13 protein-coding genes are annotated in these 18,810 nt (G+C 65.2%); 7 read left to right on the top strand and 6 right to left on the bottom strand.

Annotated features, from left to right (window positions below):
* Positions 1–71 precede the first annotated feature (71 nt).
* Positions 72–2,006, bottom strand: coding sequence for an asparagine synthase (glutamine-hydrolyzing) (asnB, locus tag CWS72_RS15785; protein ID WP_101251593.1), 1,935 nt, complete (start codon positions 2,004–2,006; stop codon positions 72–74).
* Positions 1,994–3,166 (bottom strand): glycosyltransferase family 4 protein, encoded by a 1,173-nt coding sequence (locus CWS72_RS15790; protein WP_146002774.1) that lies wholly within the window; start codon positions 3,164–3,166, stop codon positions 1,994–1,996. The genes asnB and CWS72_RS15790 overlap by 13 nt, the downstream gene beginning before the upstream one ends.
* A gap of 317 nt (positions 3,167–3,483) precedes the next feature.
* Between CWS72_RS15790 and CWS72_RS15795 the strand changes: the two genes are divergently transcribed.
* From CWS72_RS15795 to CWS72_RS15810, 4 genes are all read left to right on the top strand, one after another.
* Positions 3,484–4,749 carry a nucleotide sugar dehydrogenase gene (locus CWS72_RS15795; protein ID WP_101251595.1) on the top strand — a complete coding sequence of 422 codons (1,266 nt, stop codon included), beginning with the start codon at positions 3,484–3,486 and terminating at the stop codon, positions 4,747–4,749.
* Positions 4,737–5,744, top strand: a complete 1,008-nt coding sequence (locus CWS72_RS15800; protein ID WP_241911752.1) for a glycosyltransferase family 9 protein — start codon at positions 4,737–4,739, stop codon at positions 5,742–5,744. Before CWS72_RS15795 ends, CWS72_RS15800 begins: the two co-directional genes overlap by 13 nt.
* 186 nt (positions 5,745–5,930) lie before the next feature.
* Positions 5,931–6,572 carry a class I SAM-dependent methyltransferase gene (locus tag CWS72_RS15805; RefSeq protein WP_241911753.1) on the top strand — a complete coding sequence of 214 codons (642 nt, stop codon included), beginning with the start codon at positions 5,931–5,933 and terminating at the stop codon, positions 6,570–6,572.
* 99 nt (positions 6,573–6,671) lie between these two features.
* Positions 6,672–8,501 (top strand): chloride channel protein, encoded by a 1,830-nt coding sequence (locus tag CWS72_RS15810; RefSeq protein WP_101251596.1) that lies wholly within the window; start codon positions 6,672–6,674, stop codon positions 8,499–8,501.
* Between the two features lie 5 nt (positions 8,502–8,506).
* On the opposite strand, the gene CWS72_RS15815 is transcribed toward CWS72_RS15810, so the two are convergent.
* On the bottom strand, positions 8,507–9,109 hold the full coding sequence (locus CWS72_RS15815) for an SAM-dependent methyltransferase (RefSeq protein WP_241911754.1): 603 nt from the start codon (positions 9,107–9,109) through the stop codon (positions 8,507–8,509).
* A 118-nt stretch (positions 9,110–9,227) separates the two neighbouring features.
* On the opposite strand from CWS72_RS15815, the gene CWS72_RS15820 reads away from it, so the two are divergent.
* Positions 9,228–10,298: a YeiH family protein gene (locus CWS72_RS15820; protein WP_101251597.1), complete on the top strand. Its 1,071-nt coding sequence runs from the start codon at positions 9,228–9,230 to the stop codon at positions 10,296–10,298.
* A gap of 467 nt (positions 10,299–10,765) precedes the next feature.
* On the opposite strand, the gene purH is transcribed toward CWS72_RS15820, so the two are convergent.
* The 3 genes from purH to CWS72_RS15835 form a co-directional block, all read right to left on the bottom strand.
* Positions 10,766–12,343 carry a bifunctional phosphoribosylaminoimidazolecarboxamide formyltransferase/IMP cyclohydrolase gene (purH, locus tag CWS72_RS15825; RefSeq protein ID WP_101251598.1) on the bottom strand — a complete coding sequence of 526 codons (1,578 nt, stop codon included), beginning with the start codon at positions 12,341–12,343 and terminating at the stop codon, positions 10,766–10,768.
* A 115-nt stretch (positions 12,344–12,458) separates the two neighbouring features.
* Complete coding sequence (locus CWS72_RS15830) at positions 12,459–14,387, bottom strand: polysaccharide biosynthesis protein (RefSeq protein ID WP_101251599.1); 1,929 nt, start codon at positions 14,385–14,387, stop codon at positions 12,459–12,461.
* A gap of 57 nt (positions 14,388–14,444) precedes the next feature.
* Positions 14,445–15,737, bottom strand: a complete 1,293-nt coding sequence (locus CWS72_RS15835; protein WP_146002775.1) for an O-antigen ligase family protein — start codon at positions 15,735–15,737, stop codon at positions 14,445–14,447.
* 228 nt (positions 15,738–15,965) lie between these two features.
* Here CWS72_RS15835 and CWS72_RS15840 point away from each other — a divergent pair, with 228 nt between their 5' ends.
* A complete protein-coding gene (locus CWS72_RS15840; protein WP_101251601.1) occupies positions 15,966–17,681 on the top strand; it encodes a heparinase II/III domain-containing protein in 1,716 nt (571 codons plus the stop codon).
* A complete protein-coding gene (locus tag CWS72_RS15845; protein WP_101251602.1) occupies positions 17,678–18,793 on the top strand; it encodes a glycosyltransferase family 4 protein in 1,116 nt (371 codons plus the stop codon). The genes CWS72_RS15840 and CWS72_RS15845 overlap by 4 nt, the downstream gene beginning before the upstream one ends.
* The last annotated feature ends 17 nt before the right edge of the window (positions 18,794–18,810 follow it).

The following is an 18,810-nucleotide window of genomic DNA, read 5'->3' on the forward strand; positions in this document are numbered from 1 at the left end:
TAACGACATGATAAATTTACCTTCCCCCAAAGGTATCCCAAGTTTCATTCCGTTTCCGGAAATGAAATCCATCATGCCATCCAGCGGCGGCGCCATTCCTCCAGCATGAGAACGCCCCACAGCAGATATTGCCAGTTCCGCCGGCCCGATAAATGTTCCGCCCACAAATGGCGGACCGGTGCCGGATCGACCAAACCGCCCTCGGCCAGCCCACGGGCGTCGAGCAGATCTTCCGCCCAATCGCGCAAAGGTCCACGCAGCCAAGCCGCGATGGGAACACCGAACCCCATCTTTGGCCGCTCGACCAATTCGCGCGGCACATGCCGATACAACACCTGCTTCAAAATCCACTTGCCGCCGCCGTCCCGAAGCTTGAGCGACAGCGGCAGGCTCCAGGCGAATTCCACCACCCGATGATCGAGAAGAGGCACCCGCGCCTCCAGGGAAACCGCCATGGTGGCCCGGTCTACCTTGGTCAGGATATCGTCGGGCAGGTAAGTCACGGTATCGAGATATTGCATGCGATCGACCCCTTGCGGGAAATCGTTCGTCAAGGCATCGTCCCAGACGGGTCCACGAGGTTCGCGGCTCCCCGGCACCAGACGTTCCGGCTCGGGCCAATGTGAGATCAGGCGGCGGTAAAGCGCGGTCTCGTCAAGCGCCAGCACGTCGGCCAGTTTATGGATCTTGTCTCCGGGCTGGGGCGGACAAAGGCGGGACGGCAGCAGTCCGGCCATCCGGTCCCAGGCCGCCGGCGGCACCGAACGCAAGGCCTTGCCACCCAGACGACGCAGGCCCGGTGGAATCCAGCCGATCCCACGCTCCAGCCGGCGCGACCAGAAATAACGGTTATATCCGGCGAACAGTTCGTCCCCACCGTCGCCCGACAGCGCCACCGTGACATGCTGCCGGGTCAGGCGCGACAACAGCAGGGTCGGCAGTTGCGAGGAATCCGAAAATGGCTCGTCGTAATATTCGGCAAGGCCGGGGACCAGGGCCAGCGCCTCATCCGGCCGCAAGGTCAGTTCGGTATGATCGGTTCCCAGATGCCGGGCGACCGCCGCCGCATGGGCGGATTCGTCATATCCCGTCTCGCTGAAGCCGATCGAGAAGGTTCGCACGGTGGCGCCGGCCTTCGTCCGCATCAGGGCGGCCACCGTCGAGGAATCGATGCCGCCGGACAGAAAGGCGCCCAGCGGCACATCGGACACCATCTGCCGATGGACCGCATCGGTGAGCAGGGCCTCCAACCGGTCGATCGCCTCGGTTTCGTCGAACGCCCCCCGGCCGGCCACGCCGGCCCGGGCAACGTCATGAGCGCTCCAGTAGCAAAGGTCCTTGACCTCGCCGTCGGCAGAAACCGTCAGCAGATGACCGGGTTCCAGCTTGCGCACGCCTTGATAGACGGTGCGCGGGGCCGGGATGTAATTGTGCCGGAGATAAGCGGCAACGGCGTCACGGTCTATTTCCGGCTGCCAGCCGGGATGGGCACGCAGACATTTGAGTTCGGAGCCGAACATCAAAAGTTCGCCGAATTTCGCCCAATGCAGCGGCTTGATGCCCAGACGATCACGCACCAGCCACAACCGCCGTTCCACCGTATCCCAGGCGACGATGGCGAACATTCCATTGAAACGACGGATGCATTCCTCGACGCCCCAGGCGGAAAATCCCTCGCACAGGACTTCCGTGTCGGAATGGCCGCGAAAGCGATGCCCCTTCGCCTCCAGCTCGCTCTTCAAGTCCCAGGCGTTATAGCCTTCGCCGTTGTAGACGATGATGAACCGGCCGTCGGCCGATGTCATCGGCTGGGCACCCGCCGGCGACAAATCGATGATGGAGAGGCGGCGATGACCAAGACCGACCGTTCCGCTCTCGCTGATCCACAAACCCTGCGCGTCGGGACCTCGGTAGGCGATACTCTCGGTCATGGTGGAGAGTATGCGCAGGCGTTCCTCCCGGGAACGCTGGCTTCCGGTGTCGAAAAAGCCGGTCAGACCGCACATGGGATCTTACCGTCGGTCAGATGGATCATATGATGGTAGAGGCGGCTGTATTCGTCCACCACATGCTGGATCGAATAATGGTGGGAGACCCGGTCGCGGGCGGTTTCGCCCAGACGAGACCGCGCCCCCTCATCAAGCGACAGCAAATTCAGCATGGCGCGCGCCAATCCGGACGCATCGCCCACGGGAACGGACAGTCCCGTATCACCGACGATGGCCGCGGCATCGCCGACATTCGTCACCACGCAGGGAACCGCACAAGCCATGGCCTCTCCGATCACATTGGGGAATCCCTCGCCCCAGGCCGAACTCAACGCCAGAAGATCGAGGCCGGGCATCAGTTGCGGGACATCCTTGCTCTCTTCCATGAAATGCAGGCGCCCGGCCAACGGCGCCTTGCCGCGGGCGAGGGAGAACGGCGGTCGCCCGGGCTCGACACCTCGTCCGACCAGGAGAAAGGCGACGTCAGGCCGTTCCTCGGCCACCTCGGCGGCGGCGGTCATGAAGGTCTGGTGATCCTTCTGTGGGTCAAACCGCGCGACCAGTCCGACCAGCAAATGGTCGGACGGCAACCCGAGCCGGGCGCGAAGCCGCTCCTTGGCGGCGGGATCGGGCCGCCATTCCTTGAGATCGAAGCCATTGGGAATATAGCCCCAGGCGCGGGGCCGGTATCCCAAAGTCCGATGATCGGCGATCCCGGCATGGGAATTGGCCAGCACCAGATCGGGAAACGGAGAAAGCTTTGCCAAAACCCAGCGAACCAGGCCGGATGATCGCCGATAGGAGGCCATTTCCATCGACGAACAGCGGATGCTCCAGATGATCCGCGGCACGCCGACAAGGCGCCCGGCGATCAGACCCATGAGATCGGCGTGATATAGCCAAGTCTGCAGGATATCCGGATGCTCGCGGCGTAGCAGCGCGACGAGGCGCCACAGAGCGGGCGGTAAAGGCAATCCGCGCCGCATGCGCAGGCAATGGACCGTAATCCCCGCCGCTTTCATGGCCGCGCCATAAGCGCCTTCATCCTGTAAGGAAATAACCGTATGGCGGATACCGTCCGCTCCCTGATTGACCAGGCGCAAGAGCATGCGCTCGGCGCCGCCGCCGCCAAGACCCGTGATAAGATGGACGACGTGAATATCAGCCTCAGCCCTCACCGGCTCCCCCCATGGCGCGGCGGAAGCCTGTGGAGCCGAACGGACCGAGCCGATCCGACATGATGAAAAACATGAACCTCGAGATTCCCAAGAGCGAGACGTTGACCATCTTAAGGTAAAGCCTGACGCAGGCGAAGGCAAACGAGGGCCGATCTTTTTAACAAACAGTTACCGGAATGGCCCCCCTTTCCGTTGCCCGATGTCGGAGGTGTCCGCCGTCGCATTCCCTCCCGGGTTCTTCAAACCGTCGGCACCTTGCTTGACAGCCCGGCCGGAGCCGAGGAAAGTGCAGCCTTTCCAGTCTGCAAGGTTTTCCCATGTCCCACCCCCGCATCGCGGTCATCGGTCTTGGCTATGTCGGGCTTCCGTTGGCTGTCGCCATCGCCCGGCATTTTCCGACGACCGGCTTCGACATCCATCCCGGACGCATCGCCGAGCTGGTTTCGGGACACGACCGAACCGGCGAAGTGGAGGCGACGACGCTGCGCAGCAGCACGCTGCGGCTGACCAGCGATCCCGAAAAGCTGCGCGGCGCCGACATCTTCATCGTCACCGTGCCGACCCCGGTGGACGCCGACAACAAGCCCGACCTGACGCCCCTGCTCAAGGCCTGCCGCACGGTGGGCACGGCTTTGAGCACCGGAGCCATCGTCGTCTTCGAAAGCACCGTCTATCCGGGCTTGACCGAGGAGATCTGCGGACCGGCGCTGGCGCTCGCCTCGGGCGCGGTTTGCGGCCGCGACTTCTTTTTGGGCTACAGCCCGGAACGCATCAATCCGGGCGACCGCGACCATACCGTGGACCGCATCGTCAAGGTGGTGGCGGGCCAGACCCGGCAGGTCACCGACACGCTGGCCGCCGTTTACGGCAGCATCACCAGCGGCGGCGTCCATCGGGCGAGCTCCATCCGAGTCGCCGAGGCCGCCAAGGTCATCGAAAACGCGCAGCGCGACATCAACATCGCCTTCATCAACGAGGTGACGATGATTTGCCAGCGGCTCGGCATTTCGGTACAGGATGTGCTGGAAACCTCGGCCACCAAATGGAACTTCCTCAACTTCAAGCCCGGCCTGGTGGGTGGCCATTGTATCGGCGTCGACCCCTTCTATCTGGCCGAATGCGCCAAGGCCCTCGGCCACGACCCCGAAATCATCCTGGCCGGACGGCGGATCAATGACGGCATGAGCGCCTTCATTGCAGGGCGCATCGACGAGGTCCTCGGCGGCAAGCCGTCGCAAATCCTGGTTCTCGGCCTCACCTTCAAGGAAAACGTCCCCGATCTGCGCAATACCAAGGTCGTCGACGTCGTCACCGCGCTTCAGGCCAAAGGGCATGAGGTCAAAGTGCACGACGCCTTCGCCGATCCGGACGAGGCCATGCGCGCTTACGAAATCCCGCTGTTGGCGCGTTTCGATGAAGGCGATTACGACTGCGTGATCGGCGCCGTGCCACACCGGCCTTATGTCGAATTCACCGAGGAAACCTTCGCCACCCTGGTCCGTCCCGGCGGTCTGGTCGCCGACATCAAGGGAATGTGGCGATCCATCACGCTCCCCGACGGTCTGCGGCGGTGGCAACTCTGAGCACTCCCTCCGGCCTGCTGTTCATCACGGCCAATCGCATCGGCGATGCCGTGTTGTCGTCCGGCGTCCTGGCGCAACTGATCGAAACCTACCCGGACGAACCGGTGACGGTGGCCTGCGGTCCGGTAACGGCGCCCTTGTTCGCCGATTTGCCCGGGCTCGAACGCATCCATCCGCTGATCCGCCGGGGCCGCGTCGGTCACTGGTGGGATCTCTGGCGTTCCGTCCGGTCACGGCGATGGCGGGTCGTCGCCGATCTGCGGGGATCGCTGATCGGCCTCACTCTTGGGGCCGAACGGCGCCTGATGTTCCGTCCGGCCAAACGCCACGAACACCGTGTGGAGGAATTGGCACGCCAGTTGAAGCTGGGCAGGGTCCCCTCCCCCCGCCTGTGGATCGCCCCCGAACGCGATGCCCGCGCCGCCGAACGTTTCGGCCCGGATACATCGCCGATCCTCGCCATCGGACCGACCGCCAATTGGGGCGCCAAGCAATGGCCGGGCGAACGCTTCGCCGAATTGGTGAGACGTCTTACCGCCGCCGACGGCATCCTGCCCGGTGCCCGCATCGCGGTGTTCGGCGCTGAAAGCGAAAGGGCCATGGCCCAGCCGGTGCTGTCGGCCATTCCGGCCGATCGACGCCTCGACATCGTGGGCCTCGCCCATCTGCTCGATGCGGCCGCGTTGTTGAAGCGCTGTACCCTTTATATCGGCAATGACTCCGGCCTCATGCATCTGGCCGCCGCCACCGGCATTCCCACCCTGGGCCTGTTCGGCCCCAGCCCCGAATGGCGTTACCGCCCATGGGGAGAGGCCACGGCCGTGGTGCGAACCTTGGAAAGCCATCAGGCGCTGGTCACCGCCCCCGATTTCGACCACCGCAAGCAGGACAGCCTGATGGGAAGCCTGACCGTCGATGCCGTCATCGGGGCGGCAGGCGCCCTGCTGGCCCGCACATCCCCGGGGACGAGACCGGTGACAGACGGCCCCGTCTGAGATAAGAGTATGGCTCGGCGCGCCCGCGGCTTCGCGAATGTGCAAGGCGAACTTGAACCCGGCGGGAAGGGACGATGGCCCGGCGCCACACATTTGCCAAATTCGACGCTACCATGGCCCCTTCGCAATTTTCTTCCGCGAACGCGATTGTCCCACCGGAAGGTGCCCAGCATGGAGAACCATACGATGTTTCGCGCCAATGAGGCCGCGTCCCGACTCATGCTCAGGCCGAAAAAGCGTGACATCACGATGCCGGATGTCCTGTCCTTTCTGCAGGCTTGGACCTTCGATCCGCTGCGCGTCGGCGCCATCGCACCCTCGGGCGAGGCCCTGGCCAACCTGATCACGCGCGACATCACGCCCGCCAGCGCCCCCGTTCTCGAACTGGGTCCCGGCACCGGCGTTTTCACGCGGGCGTTGCTGGGACGGGGCCTGAAGCCGGAAGACCTGACCCTGATCGAATACGGCGCCGAATTCGCCGAACTTTTGAAGACCCGCTTTCCGACGGTCCGCCTTTTGCGCATGGATGCCGCGCGCCTGGACCGCCGTCATCTCGGCAACAATTCCACTTTCGGTACGGTGGTCAGCGGTCTGCCGCTGTTGTCCATGCCACCGAAGAAGGTCTTCGCCATTCTCGCCGGCGCTTTCGGTCTGATGCGGCCGGGAAGCGCGTTCTATCAATTCACCTATGGCCCGCGCTGCCCCATCTCCCGGCGTATCCTCGACCGCTTGGGACTGAAGGCGACCTGCGTCGGCCGGGCCTATCTCAATATTCCTCCCGCCGCCGTCTATCGGATCGTTCGGCGCAAACCGCCCAAATTCCTCTGAATGTGACGGACGCCCACCCCCGAAACGGTGGCAGGTGATTGATGGACGGGGCGGCTTCGGGCATATCTTCCCCTAGCCGAAGCCTGCGGGACGATTCCCATGGACCAGCATGATCGATGGATGGCCGGGACGCGCCGCTGGTGGCGCGGGGCGCTCGCCATCGTCAACCCGCACAGCCTGCGCAACAGCGAACCGGCGCTGATCGCCCTTTGCGCTCCCCTGGGCGCGATCGTCGGCCTGGTGGTGATCGCGCTCCACGAACTGGTCACCTGGCTGCATATCCATGATTTCGGCTTGGCCGCCGGCACCTATCTCAGCGGCGGGCGGGGCATCGATCCCGTTCGGATGATCGGAGTCCCCGCCCTGGGCGGGCTTCTCCTCGGCGTGATGGCTTTGCTGATCAACCGATGGCGCTCCAACCAGATCGTCGATCCGGTGGAGGCCAACGCCCTTTACGGGGGACGCATGTCCCTCCTCGACAGCCTGCGCCTGGCCTTTTTTACTTTGATCTCCAATGGCGCCGGCGCCTCGGTCGGCATGGAGGCCGCCTATACCCAACTCGGCTCGGGCCTGCTGTCGTCCGCCGGGCAATTCCTCAATCTTCGCCGGGTCGACCTGCGCGTATTCGTCGCCGCCGGTTCCGCGGCGGCCATCGCCGCCGCCTTCAACGCCCCGCTGGCCGGCGCGTTCTATGCCTATGAGCTGGTCCTCGGCACCTACAGCACGGCGACCCTGGCCCAGGTGGCGATGGCGTCTCTGGCGGGAACGCTGGTGGCGCGCGGTGTCGCCGGCGGCGCGCCGATCTTCTCGGTGGCCACCCCCGGACTGGTGATCGACCATTGGGAATATCCGCTATTCGGGCTGCTCGGCGTGGCCGCCGGCGGTGTCGGCATCGTCACGATGAAGATGGTGACCTGGTTCGAATCCGGATTGCGCCGGCTGCCGACACCCGACTGGCTGCGCACGGCCATCGGCGGGGCGGGATTGAGCCTGCTGGCCCTGTCCTTCCCCCAGGTTCTCGGCAGCGGTCACGGCGGCATCCAGGATCTGCTCGTCGAAACCCCCGCCCCAATGATGCTGCTCGGCCTGCTGCTGGCCAAGATGGTCGCCTCGGCGCTTTCCATCGGCGCCGGCTTTCGCGGCGGCTTGTTCAGTTCGTCCCTGTTCCTGGGCTGCCTGTTCGGCGCCGTTCTCGCCAAGATGTTCGGGCTGCTGGGATGGTGGGGCGGGCCGCACCAGACGGTCTTCATGCTGGTCGGCATGGGGGCGGTCGCCGCCTCGATCGTCGGGGCTCCCCTGACCATGGTGCTGCTGGTGCTGGAAGCCACCGGCGATTTTGCGGTGACCTTATGCGTGCTGTCGGGCGTGATGACATCGGCCATCGTCACCCGTTACGCCTTCGGCTATTCCTTCTCGACATGGCGCTTCCACCAGCGGGGCGTGTCGATCCGCGGCGCGCACGACGTCGGCTGGATCGCCGAATTGACGGTCGCCCGCATGATGCGGGGGTCGCCCAAAACGGTCCGGCTGGACGTGCCTTTGAGACAGTTGCGGGAGATGACGCCCCTGGGCGCCGTCAGCCGCGTCTTCGCCATCGACGACGACGGTTTCTACGCCGGGATGATCGACGTCGCCACGGCCCATGACAGCGATCTGGACGATGCCGCCGCCGGTCTGGTGGCGGGAGACCTGGCCACCGACCGCCGGCACTTCCTTCTCCCCTCCCAGGACGTGAGAAGCGCCATGGCCCGCTTCGCCACGGCCGAAGCCGAAGCCCTGCCCGTCCTCGCCAGCGAAACCGACCGCCATATCGTCGGTTATCTGACCGAGGCCTACGCGCTGCGCCGTTATGCGCAGGCTCTGGAACATCGCCGCAGCACCGAACTGGGGGTGCCCGACCTGTTCGCCGCCGGGCCCCTGCCGAAATAGGAAGCTCAGGGTTTGCGCGCCACCATGCGAACGGTGGCGGCCGGCCCGCGATGCAGCGCCCCCTCGTCCAACTCGGTCAGGACCTCCTCAAGCAGAAGCATGTCCATCGCCTGAAAGTCCGACCTTAACTGATCCGCCGCGTAAAGCAGGTCCAGATCCTTCGGTCCGCCGCTCGCATAGGCGAGTTGCGCTGGACGGAATGCCTCCAGGATAAGGAGACCGCCGGGCCGCAAGGCCCCGATCATTTTGGCGTGGATTTGCGGACGAACGGCCGTCGGCAAATGCAGAAACAGCGATGCCACGGCATCGGCCTTTCCCACCGGCCACTCCCATGAACCGAGATCGGCGACTTCGGTCTCGATGACCAGCCCCCGGCTGGCGGCCAAATTCCGCGCCTTGGCCAGACCCACGGTGGAGCCATCCACCGAGAGCACGCGCATTCCCCGGCCGGCAAGCCACACCCCGTTACGCCCTTCGCCATCGCCGGGAACCAGAACTCTCGCGCCGGAAACCAGGTGCGGCGCCTGCTCGGTCAGAAAGACGTTCGGCTCCGTTCCGTAGACGTATTCCTCGCCCATGAAGCGCTCGTCCCAGACCATGCCCGTCATCCTGATCCCTCCTTTAATCAATAAATAATATAGATCAATTCGACCAATATAATGAGTTGGACCGATCGATCCCTCCGGGGGCAAATGATGCGGCATCCTTCACGAAAGGTCATTCATCATGACATCCATCGAAGCCGCATCAGCCGCTTCGGCGACGGGCGTCCCCTCCCGCACCCTGCGCAACCATTCCCTCCATGAGAATTCCCTGTGGCCGGGGCTTCTGCTGACCGGGCTGATCGCCGGCCTGGCTTTCGCGCTTCGCCGGCTTCCCGGCGTGGCCACCTTCAGTCCGATGATCCTGGCGATCATCATCGGCATGGGTTTCCACAACATCATCGGAACCCCGCGCCGGGCCAAGGCGGGAATCACCTTCAGCCTGCGGCGGATCCTGCGTCTGGCCATCATTCTGCTGGGCCTCCAGCTTACCGCGGCTCAGGTCGCCGAAGTGGGGGCGCTGGGCATCGGCGTCATCGTCGCCACCCTGGCCGCCACGTTTCTCTTCACCCAATGGTTCGGCCGGCTTCTCGGCGTCGAGCGCAAACTCGTCGAACTGATCGCCGCCGGAACCTCGATTTGCGGTGCCTCGGCGATCGTCGCCACCAACACGGTAACCGAGGCCCCCGACGAGGATGTTACCTATGCGGTGGCCTGCGTGACCGTCTTCGGCTCGATATCGATGTTTCTCTATCCGACGCTGACGGGGGCACTGCACCTCGACCCCCATGCCTATGGCCTGTGGGCCGGCGCTTCGATCCATGAGATCGCCCAGGTGGTCGCCGCCACCTTCCAGGACGGACAGCAGGCGGGGGAATTCGGCACCATCGCCAAATTGAGCCGGGTCATGCTGCTGGCCCCGATGGTCATCGCGCTGGGGCTGTGGAGCGCCCGGCGCCGGATATCGCAGACCCAAGGGCATTCCCGCAAAAAAGCGCCGATGCCCTGGTTCGTGCTGGGCTTCGTCGTCCTGGTCGGGCTCAACAGTATCATCACCATTCCGGCTCAACCGAAGGAATGGCTGGTCCAATTGACGTCATTCCTGCTCTCCGTCGCCCTTGCCGCCATGGGTCTGGAAACCGACATCCGGAAACTGAAGGCGAAAGGATTCCGCCCATTCCTGCTGGGAGCGACATCCTGGCTGTTCATCGCGCTGTTCAGTCTGGCGCTGGTGAAATTCGCCGATTTCGGTTGATTGGGCGGACGGATGTCCGCTGCCCGACGCGTGAGGGGCACAAAATTAAGACAGGGCAAGCGGGGGACCCCGCCTGCCCTGATCGATCCCGGCAATGTCCTTGCCTCGATCCGTCCCGTGGATCTATTCTTCGGCCGTTATGCAGATACCTCGCCCCATCACCGCACGATTTTCGTACCGCCGGTATCTTCTGGCGGCATAGGGTCGTTTCTGCATCAACACGCGAATGAACCGGAGCCGCCCCAAAGCAAGGCGGCTTTCGTTTTTTTGGCTCTCATCCATCATTCGAACGCCGCACGGACCGGGCGGTCTCCCCGCAACGAGGAGGTCTTGAACGATGTTCGATTTCGATGTGGTGACCGGACCCGCCGGCCAGGTCGCATCCGATAAACCGCGGCCGCAGGAGGAGCCCCTGAAGGCCCCGCCGGCCGGGGACGAGAAACGCCCCGGGCCGGCGGGTGAGACGGTTAATGCCGGAAATGCCGCATGCCGGTGAAGACCATGGCCAGGCCCGCCTGGTCGGCGGCGGCGATCACCTCGGCGTCGCGCATCGAGCCACCCGGCTGGATGACCGCCGTCGCCCCCGCCTCGGCGGCGGCCAGCAGTCCGTCGGCAAAGGGGAAGAAGGCGTCGGAGGCGACCACCGAACCGACCGTCTCCGGCTGGGTCAAGCCGGCCTTTTCGGCGGCCTCGCGGGATTTCCACGCGGCGATGCGCGAGGAATCGACGCGGCTCATCTGGCCGGCGCCGATCCCCACCGTGACGCCCTTCTTGGCATAGACGATGGCGTTCGATTTCACATGCTTGCAGACGCGGAAGGCGAACAGCAGATCGGCCAGTTCCTGCTCCGTCGGCTGACGCTTGGTGACGACCTTGAGATCGGCCATGGCGACACGGCCCGAATCGCGGCTTTGCAGCAGGTAACCGCCGGCGATCGAGCGCAACGTCATCGCCTTTTCGGCCGGGTCGGGCAAGCCGCCGGTCACCAGCAGACGCAGGTTCTTCTTCGCCGCGAAGGCGGCCCGGGCGGCCTCGTCGGCCTCGGGAGCGATCACCACTTCGGTGAACAGCTTGGCGATCTCCGCCGCCGTCGGCCCGTCGAGGGGCCGGTTGAGCGCGATGATGCCGCCGAAGGCGCTGACCGGATCGCAGGACAGGGCCTTGGCATAGGCGTCGAGCATGCTCTCGCCGGTGGCGACGCCGCAGGGATTGGCATGCTTGATGATGGCCACGGCCGGCACGTCGAATTCGGCGACAAGTTCGAAGGCGGCGTCGGTATCGTTGATATTGTTGAAGGACAATTCCTTGCCCTGAAGCTGGTGGGCGCTGGCGACCCCCGGCCTGACGGCCCCGGTGACGTAGAGCGCCGCCGCCTGATGCGGGTTCTCGCCGTAGCGCAGGCTCTGCTTCAGTTCGGCGCCGACGGCGATGCGACGCGGGAAGGCATCCCCCAACTGTCCGGCGAACCAACCGGAAATAGCCGCGTCATAGGCCCCGGTGCGGGCGTAAGCGGTGGCGGCCAGACGGCGGCGCAGCGCCTTGGTGGTCGCCCCGCCGGTCTCGGTCATTTCGTCGCGCACCGCCTGATAGTCGGCGACGTCGACCACGACGGCGACGTGATCGTGATTTTTGGCGGCGGCGCGGATCAGGGCCGGCCCGCCGATGTCGATATTTTCGATGCAGTCCTCGAAGGGAGCACCCTTAGCCACCGTCGCTTCGAAGGGATAGAGATTGACCACCACCAGATCGATGGGAGCGATACCGTGGGCGGCCATCGCCGCCTCATGGCTGGCGTTGCCGCGGATACCGAGAATTCCGCCATGGATCTTGGGATGCAGGGTCTTGACCCGGCCATCGAGCATTTCAGGAAAGCCCGTATGGTCCGAAACCTCGATGACGGGAAGGCCGGCGTCGCGCAATGCCTTGGCCGAACCGCCGGTGGACAGCAATTCGACGCCTCGCGCGACGAGGAATTTGGCAAAGTCGATCAGGCCTGTCTTATCGGAAACGGAGATCAGGGCCCGGCGAATGACGGGTTCGTCCATGGGTGAATGCCCCCTGGCTGCAAATGAAGGTTGGCGATGCGGTTTTGCGCGGCTCTATAGCACGAACGGACCCCGTCGGGCAGAGACTTTCAAGGGAAATCGCAAGCTCGGCCCGTCAGACGGTCGCCGGCTGCCCTTCGGATGACGGGAGACGGTATTCGGGCACCAGACGATGGATCACCCCCATCATCGCGGCGTGGTCGCGCCCGCGGCAAGCCGCCTCCAACTCGTCCAAGGCGGCGGCGACCGGCGCGAAATCCGTGGCGCGCACCGTCGCCACCAGGATGCCGTCCCGTTCGGTGGGAACCGGCGCCTCGGCCCCGTGAAACAACTCCTCGAACAGTTTCTCGCCGGGACGCAGGCCGGTGAAGACGATCTTCACGTCGATGTCGGGGCGCCGGCCGGCAAGCCGGATCATCTGGCGGGCCAGATGCAGAATCTTCACCGGTTCGCCCATGTCGAGGACGAAGATGCGCCCCTGATATCGCTGCGGATGGGCATAACCCAGGGCGGAGGTCTGCAGCACCAGCTCCACCGCCTCGCGGATGGTCATGAAATAGCGGGTCATCTCGGGATCGGTCACGGTAATCGGGCCGCCCGCCGCGAGTTGATGTTGAAACAGCGGCACCACCGAACCGGTGGACCCCAATACGTTTCCGAAACGAACGGTCACGAACCGCGTGCGCGCCTTACCCGGATGGATTTCCCCCGTTTCGCAATCCAGGGCCTGGCAATAGGTTTCGGCCATGCGCTTGGCCGCCCCCATCACATTGGTCGGGTTGACCGCCTTGTCGGTGGAAATCAGCACCATCAGCGCCACGCCGTGGGCCAGACAGGAATCGGCGACGATCCGGGTGCCCACCGCGTTGGTCAGGCATCCCTCCTGCGGATTGGCCTCGACCAGCGGCACATGCTTGAGGGCGGCGGCGTGGAAGACCAGCTCGGGCCCCTCCTCGGCCAGCACCTGATCGATGCGCAAGCGATCCCGGACGTCGGCGATCAGCGCCCGGCGCGGCAATCCGGGAAAACGCTCGGACAGCTCGCGGTCGATGGTGTAAAGGGCGAATTCGCAAGCCTCGACCAGACTGATCGCCGCCGGTGCGCAATCGGCGATCTGGCGGACCAGTTCGCTGCCGATACTGCCGCCGGCGCCGGTCACCAGCACCCGGCGTCCCTTGATCAGATCGTGCATGGCGCCGCGGTCGAGCACCGTCTGGGGCCGACCGAGAAGATCCTCGACGGCCACCGGCCGCAATTCCAGCTTATCGGCCAGACCGTCCTTGAGATCGGTCAGCCGCGGCAGGCGGGCGAGCGTCATGCCAAGCGCGTCGGCCCGGTCGAACAACTGGCGGACCAAGCCTCCATTGAGACCGTCTTCGGAAAGAATCAGGCGTTCCGGGGCCATGTCCTTCTGCTTCAGCGCCGCCACGACCTCTTCCATCTGGTCCAACGTGCCCAGCACCTCCACGCCGTGTATGCCCCGTCCGACCCGGCCCCGGTTTTCCGAAAGCAAGCCGATCACCCGATACTGGGCGTCGCGCCCCATGGTGGCGCGCAGAAACAGATCGGCGCCGTTCCCGGCGCCGACCACCAGCACCGGAATGCGCCGTTGATCGCCATCCCGATTGAAACCGCCGAGCCGGCGGTCCTTGAAAAGGCGGTAGGTGAAACGGGGGCCGCCCAGCAATACCAGCAGGGCGAACCAATTGATCAGCAGGGTGGAGCGCGGCAGATCGTTGAGGCGGGTGAGCAGAAACATCACCGGCAGGAAGATCAGGATGGTCAGGGTCGCCGCCCGGACGATGGTGATCAGGTCGTCGACCGAAGCGAAGCGCCAGATGCCGCGATACATCCGCTGGGACATGAAGACCGGTGCCGCCACCAGAACGAACAAGCCGGTGGCAATGGCCAGACGGTCGGCGTCCCAGGTCAAACCGAGGCTGCCACCCATGCGCAGCCACAGGGACAGAAGGAAGGACAACGCCGCCATGACGATGTCATGGGCAAAGGCGACCGCACTACGATTGATTTGTAAATTCCGCATGGGCGCAGACATTAGACCAGCATTCCCAGATTTCCAAGGCGGCGCCTGCCCCGCTTGTTATTTCGGCTTTGCCGGCGCCAGAAGCGGCGCCGTCAAAGCCGCGGCGCCCCAGAGGGTCGACAGCCACCAGCTCTGCCAGATGCCGAACGAGACCGAACTGACCACCAGCCCGGCGACGAGAGCCGCCGCCGTCGCCGCCCGGGCGATCGGTTCCGCCTTCCGCCGGCGAAGCCGATCCAGGATCCGCCACAGCAGAAACGCCGTCAGTCCCGCCCCGACGGCGCCCAGTTCCAACCAGATCTGCAACCAGCCGTCATGCGGATGCAGAGGTAACTGCTCTTCCCAAATCACACAATCCGCGGGTGCCGGCCGGGACAGTCCGGGAATCTCGACCGGAACGCCATGACCCGGGCATCCCTTGAAACGGGCCACCGGAAGACGCGTCTTTCCGTCCGGAATAGCCCGGGCGCCGTCAAAACCCCAGCCGAACAGAGGATGTTCCGCGACATGGCGGGCGGTGAAGGACCAGATGGTCAGACGGTGATGGGCCGAGGACGGCAACCATTCCCATTCCGCGCTTTCCTGGGACGGCGGCAGATGCAGGGCGGCCAGAGGCGCCAGCAGGCAGCCGGCGACGCTGAACACCATGATCGCGCCGAAAACCGCGCCCGGGCGCCACCGGGCGAGCAGCCATGTCACCCCGGCACCGGCCAGGGCGACCTTGGCCGCAAGATCATGGGCGAGGCCGACGCCACCCAGCGAGACCAGGAACAAGACGAGGGCGACCGGGCGGCGACCGCCGCGGACCAGCCAGGCCAGGGTGGGCCATAGCAGCACGGCGATCACGGTGGTCGCCGCGTCCATATTCAAAAACAGACGACCGATGTCGATCCGGCACAGGCGCTCGATTACCCCCAGTGTCAGCAAAACCAAGCCGGCTAAAACCAAGCCGGCGGCCAGAGCTTCGACCATCCGGGCCTGACGGGCGGGCGGCAGTTCGGCGAACAGGACCGTCAGCACCCATCCGCCGACGGTGGTGCCGATCAGCATGGCCAGGCTTCTCAGGCTGAACAAGGCGTCGAAGGACCAGAAACAGGCGGCGAGGATCCACAAGGCCAAGGCCGCGAAGAGGCCGGTCAGCGGCCATTGCGACCTGAACGCGGCCCCCATCGGAGCCCACCGCGACGGCGCCCGGGCCATTCCGAACAGCAGGATGATCGAGAGCAGGGAAAGCAGCGGCGCCATCACCAACGCTTTTTGCAAAGACAGCAGCGGCGCCAGGAAAAGAACCCCCTCGGCGAGACGGCTGATCCCGGCACCCTCCGGGGTGTCGATAGTTTGCTTCGTCACACTGGGCCCCCGATTTGTCTCCGGGCGGCTATACATGGGGTATCTTGGAAAGACCAGAGGCTTTTGCCGGCCCGCAGAGGCTTCATTCCGGGCCAAACGTCTCCCCTCCCCGGGCGATCGCGGGGCGCGGTGATTCCCGATGCGGGCGACTTGACGGTTCCTTATCCTGATCGCTCGGGCTAATGTACCGCCCGGATTGATGGTATTTTGCAGGGACCGAACGAACGAATGGCAATGATGAGGGGGGGATTGCTGGCAGGGATTCAAGCCCTGGCCGATCCCGTGCAACGGCGCTGGCTGCTGGGCCGCGTAAGAAACCGTTGGCCGGTCGCGCCGGAAACATCCGTTCCGGCCTATCGGAACGCTATTCCCGCCGCGGAGGCTCCGGGACGCACGGAGCTGTCCGATTTGACTCCCGCCAAGCCGACGACGGTCCTGCTGACCCTGCCGGGCGGTGACGCCCTGAGGGTGGTTCCCGGCAAACCCGATGGCCTGGTCGACCGCCACTGGAACGATCCCGCCACGACGAAGGCTTTTCACGGATTCGCCTGGACCGCCCAGGATACCGACGGAACGGCGCTGGCCACATTGTGGCCGGCATGGCTCGACCGCTACGGCGCGGGGGGGCATCCGGCCCAGGCCTGGAATGCGGACGTCGTCGCCGAACGCTCGCTCGCCCTGCTCGACATGATCCGCCGGCATGGCCTGCCCGGTCCCAGGGACCGCACCCTGGCCGCCTTGACGGGCCACGCCCATGCCCTGCTGGCAAGCTTCGCCGAGACCTCCGCGACGGCCATGGCCTTGACCCGCCGGGCGCAGGCCCTGATCCGCCTCGGCCTCGAACTCGCCATGCCGGCAACCGCGGAGTTCGGCTTTACCGCCCTGCTCGCCGAAAGCGAACGGCTGATGCTGCCCTCCGGCGTGGCCAATGTCGATTCAACCCATTATCACCTGCGTCTTTGCCAGGAGTTGGCCGACGCCTGGCTCGCCGCCATCCGCCATGACCGGCCGCAAGCGGCGCCGTTGGAGGCTGTCTTGCGACGGGCAATGGCGGTCGTGCCGCCCTTGACCCTGCCGGGAGGCCTGCCCTTCATCGGCGACGTCGTCGAAGACCTGCCGGTCGGATGGCTCAAGGGATTGCTGCGGAACGCCCCCATGGATCAGGGTTGGACCGGCCGTCTTCCCGCCAACGAACGGGCGCGTCTCGGCGAATTGCGCGACGATTGCCTGCTGGCCGATCTCGAAGCCCTGCGGGCCGACGGTTGGTTGCGCCTGGATTTGGGTCCGTGGAGCGGGCTGTGGCACAGCGCCATCGGCGGCTGGCCGGCCTTCGACGGTCATGGCCACCAGGACGCGGGATCCTGCGAGCTTCATTTCGGCGGTGTTCCGGTTTTCGTCGATCCGGGCGGGGGACGAACGGGCGCCATCAATGGAGGCCGCCTCAGCCGTCACGCGGCGGCGCACGGCGGTCTTCAGTTGAATGGCCGCGATCCCTATCCGCTCGATCATCCGGATTACAGCGAGGCCTTCCGCCGCGAGATCGTTGGAACGGCTCCCTCCTTGCGGGCCGAATTCGACGGCGCCAGCTTCACCTTCGGCAAGCTGGGCGGGGGCAACGGTCTCAGGGAGGGAAGCCGGCGCTGGCATTTCCTCGGCGATGGCTTCGGCATCGACGAGATGCTGAACGGCACCGGACGCGCCCTGGTGACCCGCCGCTTCCTCACCCCGTTGACGGTGCGCCGCGAGGATCCCCAGACCGTCCGTCTGGAAGGGGGCGGCCAGCGTTTCCGGCTGATCGCCGATCAGCCGGTGAGCATCTCGGACGGCTGCCGCTGGAACGGCTTCGGCGTCACCGAACCACTGCATATCATCGAAATCAGCGGCCGGTTCAATCTACCCTGGCGCGGCAGCCTCCGCGTCGTCGCCTGTCAGGATCCCACATGAGCCCTCCGCGCCTGCTGTTCCTCGTCACCGAGGACTGGTATTTCTGCAGCCATCGGATGGATCTGGCCAAGGCGGCGCAGAAGGCCGGATTCGAAATCCATGTGGCGACGCGCATCAGCCAGCACGAGGCCGCCATTCGGGCTGCCGGTTTCGTCCTGCACGAAGTCAATCTCGATCGGGGAATCGGCAATCCCTTGCGCGAAATCGCCGTTCTGGTCGGCCTGTTGCGCCGGGTCAGACCCGATATTCTGCACAACGTGGCCTTGAAACCGGCGGTGTTCGGCTCGCTGGCGGCCCGCCTGACCGGCGTAGACCGCCTGATCAACGCCGTCTCGGGCCTCGGTTACGTCTTCATCAACCGGGGCGGCGTCGCCGGTCTTCTGCGGCCGCTGTTCATTGCCGCCTTCCGCTTCCTGTTTGGCGGGGCCAACCGTCACGTCATCGTCCAGAACGCCTATGACAAGGCTTTCTTCGACGCTCTGGTCGAGCCGGCCCGGGTCCATCTTATCCGCGGCGCCGGCATCGATGTCGAAAAATTCATTCCGTTTCCGGAACCTCCAGGACCGCCATTGGCGGCGGCGGTTTCCCGTCTGCTGTGGGACAAGGGCATCGGCGAGTTGGTCGAAGCCGCGCGGCTTTTGAAGGCGCGTGGCGTGAATTTGCGCATCGCCCTGGTCGGCAAACCCGACCCTGCCAATCCCCGCACCATCGCCGAGGAGGAAGTGCGCCGCTGGGTCGCCGAAGGACTGGTCGAATGGTGGGGGTTCAAGGACGATGTGCGCGAGGTTTGGCGCCAGGCGCATATCGCCGTCCTGCCGTCCTACCGCGAGGGTTTGCCCAAGGCGCTTCTGGAAGCCAGCGCCTGCGGGCGGCCGATGGTGGCCACCGATGTGCCGGGATGCAACGAACTGGTGCGCAACGACGACAACGGTCTTCTGGTGCCGGTCCGCGAGGCTCCTCCGCTGGCCGACGCCCTGGAGCGCCTGGCCAATGATCCGCATCTCAGGGCCCGACTGGGCCGCCGCGCCCGGGAACGGGCCGAACAGGAATTCTCCAGCCGGCAGGTGATCGCCCCGCATCTGGAGTTGTATCGAGCCTTGAAGCCCCTGTGAGGAAAGGAGTCCGATCA

The organism is Telmatospirillum siberiense, assembly GCF_002845745.1.
Lineage (GTDB): Bacteria > Pseudomonadota > Alphaproteobacteria > Rhodospirillales > Magnetospirillaceae > Telmatospirillum > Telmatospirillum siberiense.